This is a genomic window from Streptomyces sp. NPDC060064, from assembly GCF_042736455.1.
Classification (GTDB): domain Bacteria; phylum Actinomycetota; class Actinomycetes; order Streptomycetales; family Streptomycetaceae; genus Streptomyces.
Map to the genome: position 1 here is coordinate 106,558 of NZ_JBHWWF010000016.1, position 13,736 is coordinate 120,293.

The 13,736-nt window shown below is 67.4% G+C and carries 13 protein-coding genes and 1 pseudogene; 4 read left to right on the top strand and 10 right to left on the bottom strand.

The features are described from left to right. Nucleotides 1–191: 191 nt before the first annotated feature. Together ACFWDI_RS20385 and ACFWDI_RS20390 are read right to left on the bottom strand one after the other, a co-directional pair. Nucleotides 192–375 (bottom strand): annotated as a pseudogene (locus ACFWDI_RS20385) (site-specific integrase); the annotation flags it as partial. 290 nt (nt 376–665) lie between these two features. Then, a complete protein-coding gene (locus ACFWDI_RS20390) occupies nt 666–1,097 on the bottom strand; it encodes a hypothetical protein (RefSeq protein WP_385305722.1) in 432 nt (143 codons plus the stop codon). Nucleotides 1,098–1,630: 533 nt separating this feature from the next. On the opposite strand from ACFWDI_RS20390, the gene ACFWDI_RS20395 reads away from it, so the two are divergent. Both ACFWDI_RS20395 and ACFWDI_RS20400 read left to right on the top strand, forming a co-directional pair. Next, a complete protein-coding gene (locus ACFWDI_RS20395; RefSeq protein WP_385305723.1) occupies nt 1,631–2,422 on the top strand; it encodes a hypothetical protein in 792 nt (263 codons plus the stop codon). After that, nucleotides 2,415–2,900 carry a GntR family transcriptional regulator gene (locus tag ACFWDI_RS20400; RefSeq protein ID WP_385305725.1) on the top strand — a complete coding sequence of 162 codons (486 nt, stop codon included), beginning with the start codon at nt 2,415–2,417 and terminating at the stop codon, nt 2,898–2,900. The genes ACFWDI_RS20395 and ACFWDI_RS20400 overlap by 8 nt, the downstream gene beginning before the upstream one ends. A gap of 373 nt (nt 2,901–3,273) precedes the next feature. Here the strand turns inward: ACFWDI_RS20400 and ACFWDI_RS20405 are convergent, their stop codons facing one another. Continuing rightward, nucleotides 3,274–4,203, bottom strand: a complete 930-nt coding sequence (locus ACFWDI_RS20405; protein ID WP_385305727.1) for a DUF4344 domain-containing metallopeptidase — start codon at nt 4,201–4,203, stop codon at nt 3,274–3,276. A gap of 694 nt (nt 4,204–4,897) precedes the next feature. Here ACFWDI_RS20405 and ACFWDI_RS20410 point away from each other — a divergent pair. Continuing rightward, a complete protein-coding gene (locus tag ACFWDI_RS20410; protein ID WP_385305729.1) occupies nt 4,898–5,404 on the top strand; it encodes a hypothetical protein in 507 nt (168 codons plus the stop codon). Between the two features lie 158 nt (nt 5,405–5,562). Here ACFWDI_RS20410 and ACFWDI_RS20415 read toward each other — a convergent pair whose 3' ends face one another. The 6 genes from ACFWDI_RS20415 to ACFWDI_RS20440 form a co-directional block, all read right to left on the bottom strand. Further along, nucleotides 5,563–5,970 (bottom strand): transposase family protein, encoded by a 408-nt coding sequence (locus ACFWDI_RS20415; RefSeq protein WP_385305845.1) that lies wholly within the window; start codon nt 5,968–5,970, stop codon nt 5,563–5,565. A gap of 15 nt (nt 5,971–5,985) precedes the next feature. Continuing rightward, nucleotides 5,986–6,381, bottom strand: coding sequence for a transposase family protein (locus tag ACFWDI_RS20420; protein WP_385305731.1), 396 nt, complete (start codon nt 6,379–6,381; stop codon nt 5,986–5,988). A 26-nt stretch (nt 6,382–6,407) separates the two neighbouring features. Continuing rightward, entirely contained in the window at nt 6,408–7,007 is a 600-nt protein-coding gene (locus tag ACFWDI_RS20425) for a GNAT family N-acetyltransferase (protein ID WP_385305733.1), read from the bottom strand. 559 nt (nt 7,008–7,566) lie between these two features. After that, nucleotides 7,567–7,986: a hypothetical protein gene (locus tag ACFWDI_RS20430; protein WP_385305735.1), complete on the bottom strand. Its 420-nt coding sequence runs from the start codon at nt 7,984–7,986 to the stop codon at nt 7,567–7,569. Next, nucleotides 7,986–8,453, bottom strand: a complete 468-nt coding sequence (locus ACFWDI_RS20435) for a hypothetical protein (protein ID WP_385305737.1) — start codon at nt 8,451–8,453, stop codon at nt 7,986–7,988. Before ACFWDI_RS20435 ends, ACFWDI_RS20430 begins: the two co-directional genes overlap by 1 nt. A 1,257-nt stretch (nt 8,454–9,710) precedes the next feature. Further along, on the bottom strand, nt 9,711–9,920 hold the full coding sequence (locus ACFWDI_RS20440) for a hypothetical protein (RefSeq protein WP_385305739.1): 210 nt from the start codon (nt 9,918–9,920) through the stop codon (nt 9,711–9,713). A 728-nt stretch (nt 9,921–10,648) separates the two neighbouring features. On the opposite strand from ACFWDI_RS20440, the gene ACFWDI_RS20445 reads away from it, so the two are divergent. Beyond that, on the top strand, nt 10,649–11,563 hold the full coding sequence (locus tag ACFWDI_RS20445; RefSeq protein ID WP_385305741.1) for a glycosyltransferase family 2 protein: 915 nt from the start codon (nt 10,649–10,651) through the stop codon (nt 11,561–11,563). Between the two features lie 260 nt (nt 11,564–11,823). Here the strand turns inward: ACFWDI_RS20445 and ACFWDI_RS20450 are convergent, their stop codons facing one another. After that, nucleotides 11,824–13,290: a DUF2079 domain-containing protein gene (locus ACFWDI_RS20450; protein ID WP_385305743.1), complete on the bottom strand. Its 1,467-nt coding sequence runs from the start codon at nt 13,288–13,290 to the stop codon at nt 11,824–11,826. Nucleotides 13,291–13,736: the final 446 nt, after the last annotated feature.

The window sequence follows — 13,736 nt, forward strand, 5'->3', positions numbered from 1 at the left end:
GAGACAAAACATCGTCGATCAATTCTGAGCACCATGCGCGTAGTGCGCATTTAGAAGCACGCCGGACGAGTGACTCACCGCTGCGGACTGTCTGTGGACAGGAATGCCGGGCATCCGCCCAGGTCGGTTTGCAACATGGCGAAGGCTCCCGGACAGATCCAGGGGCCTCGGGACATACCGCAGTGGGCGTGTCACTCGTACTCACGCAACAGATCCTCGATACGGCGATTGGCGACCTCCGGGCGGCCGTCGAGGCCCTTGGCGTACCGACTGAGCAGCACCTCAACGCTGTTGCCCGCGCGCTCCGCAACCTCGGTCGGGTCCGTGCCTGCGTTGAGCCACGTGGGAGAGCGCGGAGTGCCGCAGGTCGTCGGGAGCGGCGGGGAACCGCGGTCGCCGACAGTGCGCGGAGAGCCTGGACGCCGGGCGACCAGGATCCGTCTGAGCACAACGCCGGCCAACGGAACCGCTACGTCACTCTCGACTGTCCCCGCCCCGGCGAACGTTGACCGATCTCACTGAAGTTGGCGGCCCCCGCTGCCGTCCACCGAGCTTCGACTGCCCACGCCAGGCCCCGGCGAAGTCCTGAGTGGCAATGGAGCCATCGGCCGCAACGTAGCCGATGGCGCGAGGGAACGCCCCAGGCCGGCCTGCGCCATGACCACTTACCCCGCCTTGCCTCGCCCATCCGGGCCGTCCCTCGTCAGCAACTGCACCAGGGCCTCGATCGCGACGGCAGCGTCCGAGCTGACCAGCACGAGTACCGGATCCGGCGTCCGCAGCAGCAGCCCGCTCCAGACACGGAAGACGGGACTGCCGTCCGGCCCACCACAGTCGAAGGAGATGCACCCCGGCAGGTCCGCGCTGTCGCCCCCTCCGGGCAGCCAGAACGGGGGCCGGTCCATGAAGCGGAGGTAGTTGTGACTGGTGAACGGATACCACCGGCTCAGCGCACTCGCCCGCGCTGCCACCACCAGCTCCTCCTCGACGGGCGGCACCCAGGACTCCGTGTCCCGCACGCTCGCGTCAGCAGCCCGCGCGCACTCCACCATCCAGTCCCACGCATCATTCAGAGACCACGGGCTGTCCTCTCCCATGTCCCGAGTCTGGACGAACCAGCGGATCCGGGTAACTCCCTTACCCCGACTTGGCTGAGACGGCGGCGTAGGACTCCAGAGATCATGGAGACCGCCCACGCTTCGCAGAGACAGGGCACCGCTGACCTGGGCGATGAAACTTCGGTGGGACGAAACCCACGGTCGTCAAACAGCACTGAGATTCGTCAGTGTCCCGTCTCCGTCGGTATGGTCTGCGCCTCAAGTGGTCTGGTCCGATTCGCCTCTGGTCTCAGGTGATCCGGTATGACGCGCGGGAAGCGGTCGTGCACACAACGTGGATCAGCACACGATGGAACGCGCGATGCGGAATCCCACGTCGTCACCGTGGGCTGAGCCCGCCCAGGGGGCGCCCCTGGGCCGGAGGGCGTCCCCTCCTTGCGCCCGGAGGGAACCCCCTTGCGCCAGAAGCCGTCTCCCTTTGCATCGCCTTGTATCGAGTGCTTGACACAAGATCCCGACCAGGGCATCTTGTACCCACCGCTTGGTACAAGATGATCTGGGGGGATCTCCATATGCTCGACACCGTCCCGCTCCAGTCCCGGTTCCTCGACCACGCCGACCACTACGCCCGCTGGTCCGGTCTGGCCATTGGCATCGTGGCCGCACAGCAGTTGGTCACGATGGAGAGCGGCGACATCACGATGCCCCTCGTGTTCGCCATCACCGCTTTCGGCCTGTGCGCGGTGGGCGGTGTCCTGCTCGGCGACGCCCTGACGCTGCGTCCCCAGGAAACGGTACGTACCGCGAGTCTCGCCCCGCGCCTGGTCCGAGCCCACGTACCGCCCCGTATGACACCCCTGCTTCTTCTGCAGGCGGCGTCCCTCGTCACCCTGCTGGTGATCGGTGCGGTCACGGCCTCCTCCGACCCCGACCGGATAGGCAGAGCGGGGCGTGTCATGACCGTTACCTGCGAAGGGATGCGCGTTTCCCTCGGCCCCTGGCCGGGCCTGTACTACAGCGGCCCGATGTTCGCCGCCCTCGCAGTCGGAACCCCCGCCTGCGTCTGGGCCCTGCGCCGTATCGCCCATAGCCCGGGCGACGACCAGCAGCGCCGCGACCGCGCGTGGGCGATTACCGGAGCCTGGGGGCTGATGGTGTCGAGCCAGGTGCTGCTCGTCGTTCTGATGATCTTCGTCGCGCTCACGGAGAAGGCCTGCGCCGGCCCGCTGGGCGCCGCCACCATCGTGGTGATCTGTCCCCTGGGCCTGCTGAGCCTGTTCACCTTCGGATGGTCCCTGGTCACCGTGGTGGCACCCCGGGCGGTCGACGACGAGGCTGCCGACGATGGGACCGACGATGAGTGACCCCGCCGTCCGCGTCGACACCACCAGCCAGGTACCGCCGTACGAGCAGATCCGCGCCCAGCTGGCCGCGCTGATCCGCACCTGCCGGCTGGCCGAGGGTGAGCGCCTGCCGACCGTGCGCCAGCTCGCCGCCGACCTCGGTCTGGCGCCGGGCACCGTGGCCCGCGCCTACCGCGAGCTGGAGGCCGCCGAGCTGATCCGCACCCGCCGTGGCGCGGGCACCCGGGTCGCGGCGCTCCCGTCCGAGCCGCACGCGCACGATGCCGACCAACTCACCACTCTGGCCCGGCACTTCACCTCCGCCGCCCGAGCGCTCGGCGCCGACACCGAGGACATCCTGACCGCCGTCCGCGACGCCCTGGACCCGGGGCCCGCCTCCTCTTCGGCCACCGTCGACAGCGGAGCGGGTGGCCCCAAGACGGCCGAGGCGTCGGCGCACGTCACAGGCGTGAGGAATAGGCTTGAGCAGCAGGCGTAAGTAACAGACGCGGCACAGGTAACAGTGGGTGATGAGCCACTGTTACGCCACGGCGCGGCCACTGAAACGTTCCGTTCCTACGGCCCTGACGCAGCCGGAGAACCTCCACTCCGATCGGCCAGAGGAACAGGAACAGGACCGGCATCTGTTCTGGACGACCGCGCGGCCGACCTTCCGCACCGTGCCCCGCGCGGGATCGAGCTCGACCGCCACGGAGAGGACCGCAGATGTGAAGTGAGGCGTCGCTCGATGGGGTGATGTTTCCGGTTTCTTCGGGCCACGTACCACCGTGACGGTGGCGGAGGACCGCTACCGATCACAGGCCCGCGCCCTTAAGGGACGGCCGGAGATGCGGGCCGATGGCTCTGCATGCTCATTGCCCGCTGCGGACCTTGTCGAGCTCCTTCTCGAAGGCCTTCGTCTCGGCGATCAGCTGGTCGCGTGCGTTCTCCTGCGCCTTGTCGCCCTGGTCCCTGAATGCCCCGCTGAAATGTTTCTTGAGTTGGGTCCACCAGCCGAAGTCCAGCATCGCCCATGCCTGCGGACACAACGGGGCGCGGGTTTTCGGCAGATAACCGGCACCGACCAGGGGCTCGCGGAACCTCTTCGGGTCGCTCCCCTCGAGGTAGCAAAGGAAGTTGAAGACCCGTTGCTGGGTGACGGGGTGATCGCTCGAGAGCCCCTCCAGCGTCAGCTTGCCCTCCGCGCGGGCGATCTCGTCGAACAGGATCGCGGCTGCCAGCGACGGATCCGGTCCAACCTCGTTGACGGTGTAGAACGACGCGAACCCGTCGGCGGCGTCCTCCTCGAGGCCGAGATTGGCAAGCAGAAGCTGACGCTGCAGAGCATGGCCCATCTCGTGACCGAAGATGAACTGGGTCGACAGCGCGGTCAGGTCGTCGGCATTGAACCTGGCCTCGGGGAACAGGGCGGGACGCTTGACCGTCTTGACCACGTTGCTGAGGGCCCCTTCGATCTGGGTCAGGAACGGCGGGGGCACAAAGATCGTCCTGCCGTCGGGCTGGGTGACCGCATCCGTGACCCCCGGTGGGACCTTGCCGGTGACTTTCACGACCAGGTCATGCGGGAGGGCGACCGACTTGTTCACCCAGTCGGCGACCTGCTCGAGTACGCGGGACTTCCGGATCACCGCTACGGCCTGCCGATCCCTCGGCTTGATCGCGTTGTCCTGGTAGACGACCGTGACCTTGCCGTTCGCGTCAGCCTTGGTGCCGTCGCCGCCGCACGAGGCGACTGCGACGCCGGCGACGAGCAGCGCCCCCGCGAAAGCAGTCCTGGACATGGCCGAGTACCCAGCACTGCTCAGCACCCTAGTCAGCTCTTTTCCTTGGTCAGGGCGTTGGGGCGGGCGGTTGCACTTTCGTGGTCTTCGAAGCCACTTCCCGATGCCGGAGGAGGGACTCGAACGTAACGAGCCGGGGACGGCGAGCGGTATCGCGGGTTCGATCGTGCCGACGGCCGGATGCCGGAGGCAGGACTCGAACCTGACACGCGGATTATGATCGACGGGCCCTGCGTCCGCAATGCTCCATTTGCAGCGTTTTTCGTCCCGCATGCGCTGGCCACCTACGCCATCGATGCCACAGGTCAGCGGGTCCGACCTCGGCGCAGTGAGCGGTCGGCGGACCCGGCCGCTCGCTGGACGGTGTTTCAGCGCTTATGCCGTGTCGCCGTCTTCCTCCAGAAGCTTCGCGATCTTTCTGGACGTCTCGGGGCCCAGCGGGTCCCAGCGACGGCGACGAGCTCGTCGAGTGTGGTCCCGGCGGGCGCATGGGCGATGCAGTAGGCAATATGGCGCGGGTGGTGCGCTTGGACGCGCTCCAGCCCAGGGCCGTGGCCGAGCACCGAGCACCGAGCACCGAGCAGTGCGGTAGGCGTCCGCGGTCTCCCCACGACGGGTTGCAGTCGCGGCGCCGAAGGATTGCGGTGATCCCGTCAGGGGGAGGTGGCTGGCTGCGCACGGGCATGGTGCGTCGGTGACCGCGCTGTACAGGAAGGCGACGGCCATGACAGCGATGCCGAACAAGGCAGGGCTAGGGCACGGGGGGCCCGGCAGCGAAACGATGAACGGCGCGTCCCTGTCTGCCGGGGCCATGCTGATGCTCAGCGGGCCACTCAGCATTCTTATGGGCGCATCCGGCATCGCACAGGACACCGTGTTCTCTTCCTCGTCCCACTACGCCTACCGGTTCGACCTCACCGCTTGGGGCGTGATTCACCTCGTGGTCGGAGTGGCGCTCGTCATCGCCGGCCTGGGAGTCTTGACACACAAGAGCTGGGGTCGCGGGGCCGCCGCAGCAGCGGCAGGGATCAGCCTGATCACCCAGTTCATGTTCATTCCGTACTACCCGGCGTGGGCCATCTTCGTGATGACACTCGACCTCATGATCGTGTTTGCGCTGACGAGGTTCCATGTCGGAACTTACGACCATGGGGGAATTAAGTTCGGGGCGTGTTGGCCTGGCGGTTCGGCTGGTGGCTGATCAGCAGGCAGTGTCGCGGGCGAGGACAAGTTCGGTGCTTGTCCGGCGCTGGGTGGGGCGCTTGGCGGCGCGGTCGGAGATCAGGCTGGCGATCGCGAGGTGGGTCTCGGCATAGGTTGCACGGCGGCCGGTGAAGCGTCGGAGCGGAGCCCACTGCCTCAGTTCGGCGTTGGTGTGCTCGACACAGATGCGGGCCGAGGAGTGGCGGCGCCTCGCCTCACGCCAGGCGTACTTGTCACCGTCCCAGGCATCGTCCTTGGGTTCTTCGGCGGGGCGCTCACCTGACAGGGGAACTCCTTGGCCAGCCCTTGGTATCCGGAGTCGACCTTGGCTTTCACGCGGGGGTGCTGGCGGAACTGCTCGGCGATGCCCTCGCTGCGGACGGCGGTCTGATCGTGTATGCGGCCTGGCCGGACGACACCGGACAGCACCATGCGGCCCTGGCCGTCGCTGAACGTCGTTGTCTTGATGGTGTTCTGCCGGCGCTTGCCCGAGACGAACGCCCGGCGGCCTGGGCGGGCCGCCTGCGGGCGGCGGACCTGGGTCTCAGCCCCATCCAGCCGCAGTTCGACCCCCTCGGCCTAGGCGTAGGCGAAGACGTCCGCGAGCGTCTTGAGCCGCAGGCCGGGCCGGTCGGGAACGGCGAAGCCCCGGGCCGCGAGCAGAGGGCGGACCTGCCGGACCGCAGCGGAGACCGTGGAACGGTCCACGTCGAAGAGCTCGGCCAGGACCGCGTGCGGCAGCCCGTGCCGCAGATGGACCAAGGTGACCAGCAGCCGGTCGACGAAGACCAGCTTCGGCTTGCGCCCCGCCCCAACCGCTCGCTGACGAGGTCCGCCACGCTCGGCACGCAGTACGGATTCCCGGGCGGCTTCCCACGGGCGAGCGACCTCTTCGAGTAAATCGCCGAAATGTGCACGGGAGACCCCGGACAGGGCAGGATGGGAACAGGCCGCACGGGCCCAGGTCGGCTTCACAACTCACCCAACCTGCGCGGCCCTTCTCATGTCACGGCCCGACCGGGACGATCGCCATGTCCGCCGAGGCCGTAAAGCTGCGCAGCCTGAATCGCGTCTGCCGGGACCTCGAAGACGATCTCGAGCCCGTCGCGCTCGTTCCCCTGCTCGCCGACGCGCGTGAAACCGAAGCCCGCGATGGTGGCCAGGGAGGCGTTGTTGTCGGATCTGATAGTGGCCCGCACGGTCCTGACACCGGGTTCGGCGGCCGCCCTGACGAGCAGCGCCGTCAGCATGGCGCGGGCATAGCCCTGGCGGCGGTACCCGGGCACGACGGTGTAGCCGACCTCGACCATGCCGGCCTCGTCCGGCGGCCCGTGGAACCCGGCGTCGCCGACGACGGCCCCGTCCGGCTCGGACACCACGGCCCGCGTGATCCAGGGCGCGACAGACGGGTCCTCGGCGAGCTGGTCAGCGCGATAGCCGAAGATCCAGCGTGCCCGGTCACACACGAAGTGTTCGTCAAGGGCGACCCCGGCCTCGGCGCTGCCGCCAGCGAGGTCACCGTCGGCAAGCGCCCGCAGCGCCTTTGCGCTGAGCGCGACGAAGCGGACGCGTTTGGGTATGGAGAGAAGTTCGCTATTCATCGCGGAGATGCTCGCCCAGCACCGGAGGGCTGTCCACCGCTTTACCGCCTCGGCGGACAGGATGATCGTCTCGGTCGGGCCGTGACATGAGAAGGGCCGCACGGACGCAGCGATACCTACGCCGAGACCCATCGCGCGATTCGCTCACTCGTCTCCGACCGATCCGCGCAGCGGGCCACCCGCCGCCGGATGTGCACCGAATCGACCTCGTCCGCGACGCCGCCCGCTGATCACCCACCAGCCGAGCCGCCAGGCCAGCACTTCCGAAGCTCAATTTCCCCCGAGAGCGTTAGCGGCGGTCAGTGAACCCAGACGGGACCATTGCCGGTGGGAACCATTGCGGACGAGACCATGGGCAACGCCAACGAAGCAGCAGGCCGTGAGTAGTTGGAACTCCTGAACACGCTCACCCGCGCCCGCTGAGGTACGCGGAGAGACTTCCGGCGCTACATGAGGAGCATCGACTACGCCTGGGAATGTGGCACTCCCTCCCCGAGAAAGGCGCAAAGGTGCGCATGGCACCTTTCCGCCTTCCTCTCAGCCCCGCCAGGGGAAGGTGTCAGGACCGGACCTTCACCGGCAGCGAGCACATGTTCTGCCCGCCCCCGATGATGCACACCTCGAAGGAGTGCTGCACGCCCTCCTTGATGTCGCCGCCCCTCCAGTCACTGGCAGGCGCGTTCTTCCCCTTGGTGGACGCGATCCGCAGCCCGTCGATGTCCGCCTGGATGTAGGAGCCGTCCTTTACCGAGTCGAACGCGATCAGAGTGTCCCCGGGAAGGTCCCCCACAGGATCCTGGATCCACTGACCGCGCCCGACGATGCGGTCGCCGACCAGCACCTCGAATTCATCCGTGCCGTTGGCGTGTTGGTAGAGGAACCGCGGGACGGGGGCAGCGTGCGCGGCGGAAGAGGTGAAGGCCCCTGCGCCGAGCACAGCGCAGGCAGTCACCACCCCGGCCGCCCGCGTAAGCCGCATCACGCCTTCACCGCCAAGCCGGGCGAGCAGATGGTGCCGGAGGAGGAGACCAGGCACAGGTTGATGTGGAGGGACTTGCCCTCGGCGACATCCTTGGTCACGCACCGCTTGGCGGGCGCCGTCAGGCCCTTGGTGCTGACGGTGGCGGGGATGGAGACCTCGGCGCGCACAGAGCGGCCATCGCCCGAGTAGTCACTGGCGCACAGGGTGTCGCCCTTGGGGTTGGCAGTGCCGCCGGGATCGGCCTGCCAGTGGGCCTCTGCGATGACTTCGCCGTTCTGCTTGGCCCAGACGGTTCCGTCGCCGCCGATGTCCCCGCGCGAGCCCCACGTGATGGAGGAGGCTGCGGACTCGGCAGCATCGATGGACGCACTGGGTGCTGCCTCTGCGGAGGCGGCATTGAGCCCGGTGAAGGCGCCGGCGAGGAGGCCGGTGGCGGCAATGAACGATGCTGTACGAGTACGCATAGTCACGTATGTCCCTTTCCTGGGTGTGGTGTTACCAGCCCGTCACACCTACTGAGCTTGGTCAACGCGGCATGGATCGAACCTGTGTGCGTCAAGGGTTGCGGGATCCCGCCGGGAAGTCGTTAGCCCTCGGTTCACACATTCCTTAGCTGTGAGTCGACTTCGTGCGTGCGAGGGTCTGCTGCCGGTAGTCCTGCGGCGGTATGCCGTAGGCGATGCAAGGGGTGCGTGTGGCGGCGTGAGCTGCAAGTCGGGTCAAGCCCGCCAGATCGTCCTGAACGGTCAGCGCAGGACGGGGACTTGCCGTGGGGCGCGGCGGGCCAGTTCCGCAAGCGGCCTGGTCCCGACGCGAGGTTCAGGAGGCCATCGGGGTAGCGTCCAAGCGGCACGCCAGGATCACCGTATGAGGACCTCAGAGGCTCGTAACTAACACGGCTGAATTGACGCACACTCTGCGCGCGACTGTCCGTTCTGGCAACCGGCCTGCGAGAGGCCCCCACTGTCGAAGTCGTCCTGTTCGACGCACGAAAGGTGCAGGCGACGATCCCGATTGCAGCCGGCGGCGCCGGCTTGAGCGTCGTCGACGGAGAGCAGTGGCTGGACTGGATTGGATCCAACCCTTCGAGCGGGGGCGGGGACTCGCTGCCCAGTCGTGGACCGACCTTGAAGACATCTACGGTGACGCGTTCAAGATCCAGCCTCCGCTGTCCACTGCGACGGAGAGGTTCCTGACACAGCGCGGCGTTGAACGTGCGCGATGGGAACCTCAGTAGGGTCAGTCAGCTACCTGCATGGCGTCCCGGCAGCGCTGCACCTCATTTGCAACGTGCCCCATGAACCAGTGCACGATCTCGTAAGGGACCACGTGCCCGTCTGGGCTGTGCACGTGGAATTCAGGCTCCCTTGACGGGTCCTCGTCCGGCACTGGCGCAGCCATGAAGTCCCGGCCCGGCGTCCGAGCGTCGGCCCCCCAAGCCGGCACGGGCACCATCTCGCTCAGCTCTACGCGCCATGCGTCGTCGGGCAAGGCGTAAGTGAATTGGACGGCGTACCACCGACCCCCGTGCTTTCGCTCCTCAAACGGCATGAACCCAGGTTGCCAGGTGTGCGGAACGACGTCGCTTGGATAAGTCGCAGCCGTCCGCCGAAGGGCCGCCCCTAGGGGTGCCAACTGGTCGACTGTTCGGTAAGCCTCTGGCCTGTGCAACTTCGCATCGAGGAGGTCCGTCGGAGCGCCGACCGCGGTGTCGGCGCACCTCACGAGTAGAAGCCAACCCAATACTCGTCATGGCTGCACACGAAGTCATCCGGGCGCTCGACGCGCAGCACCTCGTATCTGGCTGCGTAGCTGCGGATGGCCTCGTGAAGCGAGCAACCGAGGTGGTCCATGAGCGTCTTGTGGCCGAGGATGATCTTTCCAGCGAGGATCTGGTCGTCGGCAACGTCGACGGCGGCACCATCTGTCATGGCCGCGATCAAAGCCGACCGGTGCCTCGTCGGCAACCGGATAGCCGGGCCGCAGCCTCGTAACCCGCGCACCCGGCAACCATCGGCAGCGCCGTTGGCCACGTCGCCGTAGCGCAGGCGGTCGCCGAGCTCCTTCCGCCTGAGGCCGGCTGCTCGCCGTCCAGCAACTCACCGACTGGGGCTGGGCGCGGGACAGCGAGGCCACATAGACCACCGCGCTGCTCGTCGCCGAACTGGCCACGAACCCGGTCACCCACGGCCGCGTGCCCGGCCGTGACTTTGTGCTGATCCTTATGGTGATCCAGCGCACGATTGCCCCGGCCACACTCCGCATCGGGTCTGATCGAAGCGCTCGCCGACCGGTGGGGCGTCGACCCACGGCCGCCGTCCGGCAAGCCGGTCTGGGCCGAGCTCCCCGTCGTGGAACGATGACAAAATCTTCGAATCGGCCGACAAGCTGCACTTCCTGCCTTCGTACTCGCCCGAGCTGAACCCCGGCGAGCCAGTCAACACCGATCTCACACGCGGCCTGCCCATGAGCAGCCGGGCCCGGGACCAGGACCAACTGGCTGCCGAGACCCAAAGGTTCTTCCACCGACACGCAGGGAGCATGTACGGCGGTGCGGTACCGCCGGGTATGTTCCACTATGGGCATGCCGGAGATCGGGATTTCGGTCGTCGTGCCGTGCTACGACGAGAATGAAGTGATCGGTACCTTTCATGCTGCCTTGACCGCTGAACTCGAGCTGGTCGGTGAGCCCTATGAGATCTGCTACGTCGACGACGGCAGCGGCGACGGTACGGCAGAACGGCTGAGGGAACTGGCGGCCGGCGCGCCGCAGGTGCGCTACACCTCCTTCAGCCGGAACTTCGGCAAGGAAGCCGCGCTGCTCGCCGGCATGCACATGTCCCGGGGCGCCGTGGTCGTCCTCATGGACGCCGATCTGCAGCACCCCCCGGAGCTCATGCACCGCATGCTGGAGCTGTACCGGCGTGGCTACGACCAGGTGGTCGCACGCCGCGACCGTGCCGGGGAAGGCGTCGTGCGGACCGCGGTCAGCCGGGCGTACTACCGCCTCGTGCGCCACTTCATGGACGTCGAGGTCGTGGACGGCGCGGGCGACTTCCGCCTGCTGTCGCGGCGCGCGGTCGACGCCGTCCTGTCGCTCCCGGAGAGCAAGCGCTTCTCGAAGGGGCTCTTCTCATGGGTCGGCTTCGACACGGTCAATTTCACCTACCGCAATGTGCGTCGGGCGGCCGGGCGGTCCAAGTGGGGTGGCCGACGGCTCATCGACTACGGCATCGACGGGCTGCTCTCCTTCAACAGCCGTCCGCTGCGGCTCGCGATCCACACGGGTATGTGGCTGTTCCTCTCCGCCCTCGTCTACGCGTTCTGGATCGTCATCAACTCGGCGGTGAACGGCGTCGACACGCCCGGATACGCGACACTCATCACCGCCATCGTCGCGCTCAGCGGCATCCAGCTGGCTGTGCTCGGCATCATCGGGGAGTACGTGGGCCGCATCTACCACGAGGCGAAGCGCCGCCCGCACTACGTGGTGCGTGAGACGAACGAGTCGGCTCCCTTGCGGCCCGCCCGCGTCCTCCCCGTTGCCAGCGCAGCGGCACAGACCAAGCCGTGAACCCGTCTGCCCCGTTCAGCAGTTCACCGCCCTCACCGCGATCGGCCTCGCCAACACCGTCGTCCACTACGCCGTGTGCGTCGTGCTGAACCTCTGGATGCCCTACCTGCATCCGCTCATGAATGCGCGGGCACACCAGCATGTACGCGAAGAACAGGGCATCCGCCGGAGTCCGGATCTGCCAACCGATGCCGGACTCCTCGTCGCGGGATCCGCCCGCCGCCGGATGAGCGCGTCGACGAACAGCGGGATCCTCGGCACTACCCCGAGCGCGAGAGGAGTACGTAGCCGTCCTGCTCGGTGACCGTGCGGTAACCCCTCCTGCGGAGATCATCCAAGCTGCTCTCGCTCATCTGCATCCCATTGACCTGCAGCCGATACGGCCGCGCCCATGTGTCCACCATGATCCACTGCGGATTGGGGCGGCTGGCGGGCCAGCCGTAGAGGCTGACGCTCGTACGGTTGGCGAGCTGGGGTACCAGGCTGTTGGACACCTGGACCGTCACGTCGTCGGGGATCCGGTCCATCAGCCGGTGAGCGACGGCGATGCGAGGGTCGGTCCACCACGTGCCCGGCTGGGTCAGCCACCACAGCGGAAACTGCGGAAGCAGCAGGAGGCTGATCGCGGCACAGGCCGCGACGTATCGACGCACAGTGCCCCTGCTCGAGTGCCGCCGGACCAGGGCATCGACGAAGGCCGCGAAGACGATCGGCATCAGCGCGAGCGAGTAGTGGTAGCCGGTGCCCCAGGGCTCGGGGTAGGTCGAGGCGAAGCGCCACAGCAGAGTCGGCAGCGCGACCCACATCAGTGAGGACCGCAAGGCCAGGAACAGGGTGGGCGCCAGCAGGAATACGAGCGTTGTGATCTTGGTCTCGGGGGTGATGAGACCGATCGTGAACCGGTAGAGCAGATCCCCCGGCCCTCCCGTGCTCCCGCCTACACCCAACCATTGCAGTCGGCCGTAGCCGCCCGCGGGGTTGAAGGACGGCAGGATCACGAGCACCTCCAGCAGGGTTCCGCCCAGACCGATCGCGGCGGTGGTGATCCCGAGCCTGCGGTCGCCGCGCCGGGCGATGAGGACTCCGATCGCGGCCACCGTCAGCCCGAGGTCTTCCTTCACCAGCAGCAGCGGCAGGGCCCAGTACGCCGCCTGCCGCAGCCGGTCGTTCGCGAGGGCGGTCAGCGAGCACATGACGAGGGGCACGGCGAAGGGCACTTCGTGGAAGTCGTAGCCGACCGCGCTGGCGATGCCCCAGGAGATGCCGTAGCTGATGCCGATGACCGCGGCCGGCGGGGAGCCCAGCGCTCGGCGCGCCCAGAGTGTCAGCGGCAGAACGCTCACGGCGATCAATGCGGCTTGTACTGCGAGCAGGACCTTCGGTGACGCCCATAGCCAGTAGAGAGGGGCGATGAGGGCAAGAATGGGCGAGAAGTGGTCCCCCAGAACAGGGAAGTCGGGTCCCCTTACCTCGGAGACGGGCAGGTGCCCTTCCGCGTAGGAGCGCACGACCTGCTCGAAGATGGCCAGGTCGAAGCTACTGGTGCGCAAGTGCTCGTGGAGCAGCAGTGACAGCAGCAGATACGTGGAGAAGAGTGCTCCGGTCAGCGCCCACATCCACCACACGACGCGGGAACGATCGTTATCGGCGGGCCCGCCTGCCGCGACGCCCTCTGCGGCCGAGTGCTCCGGCGGCGCCGTGAGGGTGGCGGTGGGAAGTGCTTGCATGGCCGTGCCTTCCGCGAGGTGAGGCTGAGGCCATCAAGATGCCAGCAAGGTTCGGCCCACGTCTCCGGAGCGCATCGTGCGTTGTCAGAATCCCCCAAACAGCCGAAGGCGCGGAAGCAGCGCCGCGGCGGAGGGCCCCCCGGCGTAGTCCTGGACGAAGTACCCCGACCCGTGACGTCCGCGTCGGATCACCGATCCCCGCCAGAAGGACACCCCCCTGACCTGGCAAGAGACCCGGGTGCGGACATGCAGTCCCCGGCGGTCCTTGCCGATGCGGAGAGTCTCAGTCGTCGCTGCTGGCTCCCTCACCGACAGAATCTGCCGGGGGCCTGGCCAGAGCCGGGACGAGAGTCACACGGGCCTTTGGACGTCTCCATAGGCGCTGCGGCTCTTTCCGGTTGTCCGGTGTATTGATGAGTTTCCTCCCTATTTCTCCTTAGTCAATA

Coding starts and splice junctions, on each gene's coding strand:
- ACFWDI_RS20390 (WP_385305722.1), bottom strand. CDS start 1,097: ATGGGAGAGGACAGCCCGTGGTCTCTGAATGATGCGTGGGACTGGATG.
- ACFWDI_RS20395 (WP_385305723.1), top strand. CDS start 1,631: ATGCTCGACACCGTCCCGCTCCAGTCCCGGTTCCTCGACCACGCCGAC.
- ACFWDI_RS20400 (WP_385305725.1), top strand. CDS start 2,415: ATGAGTGACCCCGCCGTCCGCGTCGACACCACCAGCCAGGTACCGCCG.
- ACFWDI_RS20405 (WP_385305727.1), bottom strand. CDS start 4,203: ATGTCCAGGACTGCTTTCGCGGGGGCGCTGCTCGTCGCCGGCGTCGCA.
- ACFWDI_RS20425 (WP_385305733.1), bottom strand. CDS start 7,007: ATGAATAGCGAACTTCTCTCCATACCCAAACGCGTCCGCTTCGTCGCG.
- ACFWDI_RS20430 (WP_385305735.1), bottom strand. CDS start 7,986: ATGCGGCTTACGCGGGCGGCCGGGGTGGTGACTGCCTGCGCTGTGCTC.
- ACFWDI_RS20435 (WP_385305737.1), bottom strand. CDS start 8,453: ATGCGTACTCGTACAGCATCGTTCATTGCCGCCACCGGCCTCCTCGCC.
- ACFWDI_RS20440 (WP_385305739.1), bottom strand. CDS start 9,920: ATGACAGATGGTGCCGCCGTCGACGTTGCCGACGACCAGATCCTCGCT.
- ACFWDI_RS20450 (WP_385305743.1), bottom strand. CDS start 13,290: ATGCAAGCACTTCCCACCGCCACCCTCACGGCGCCGCCGGAGCACTCG.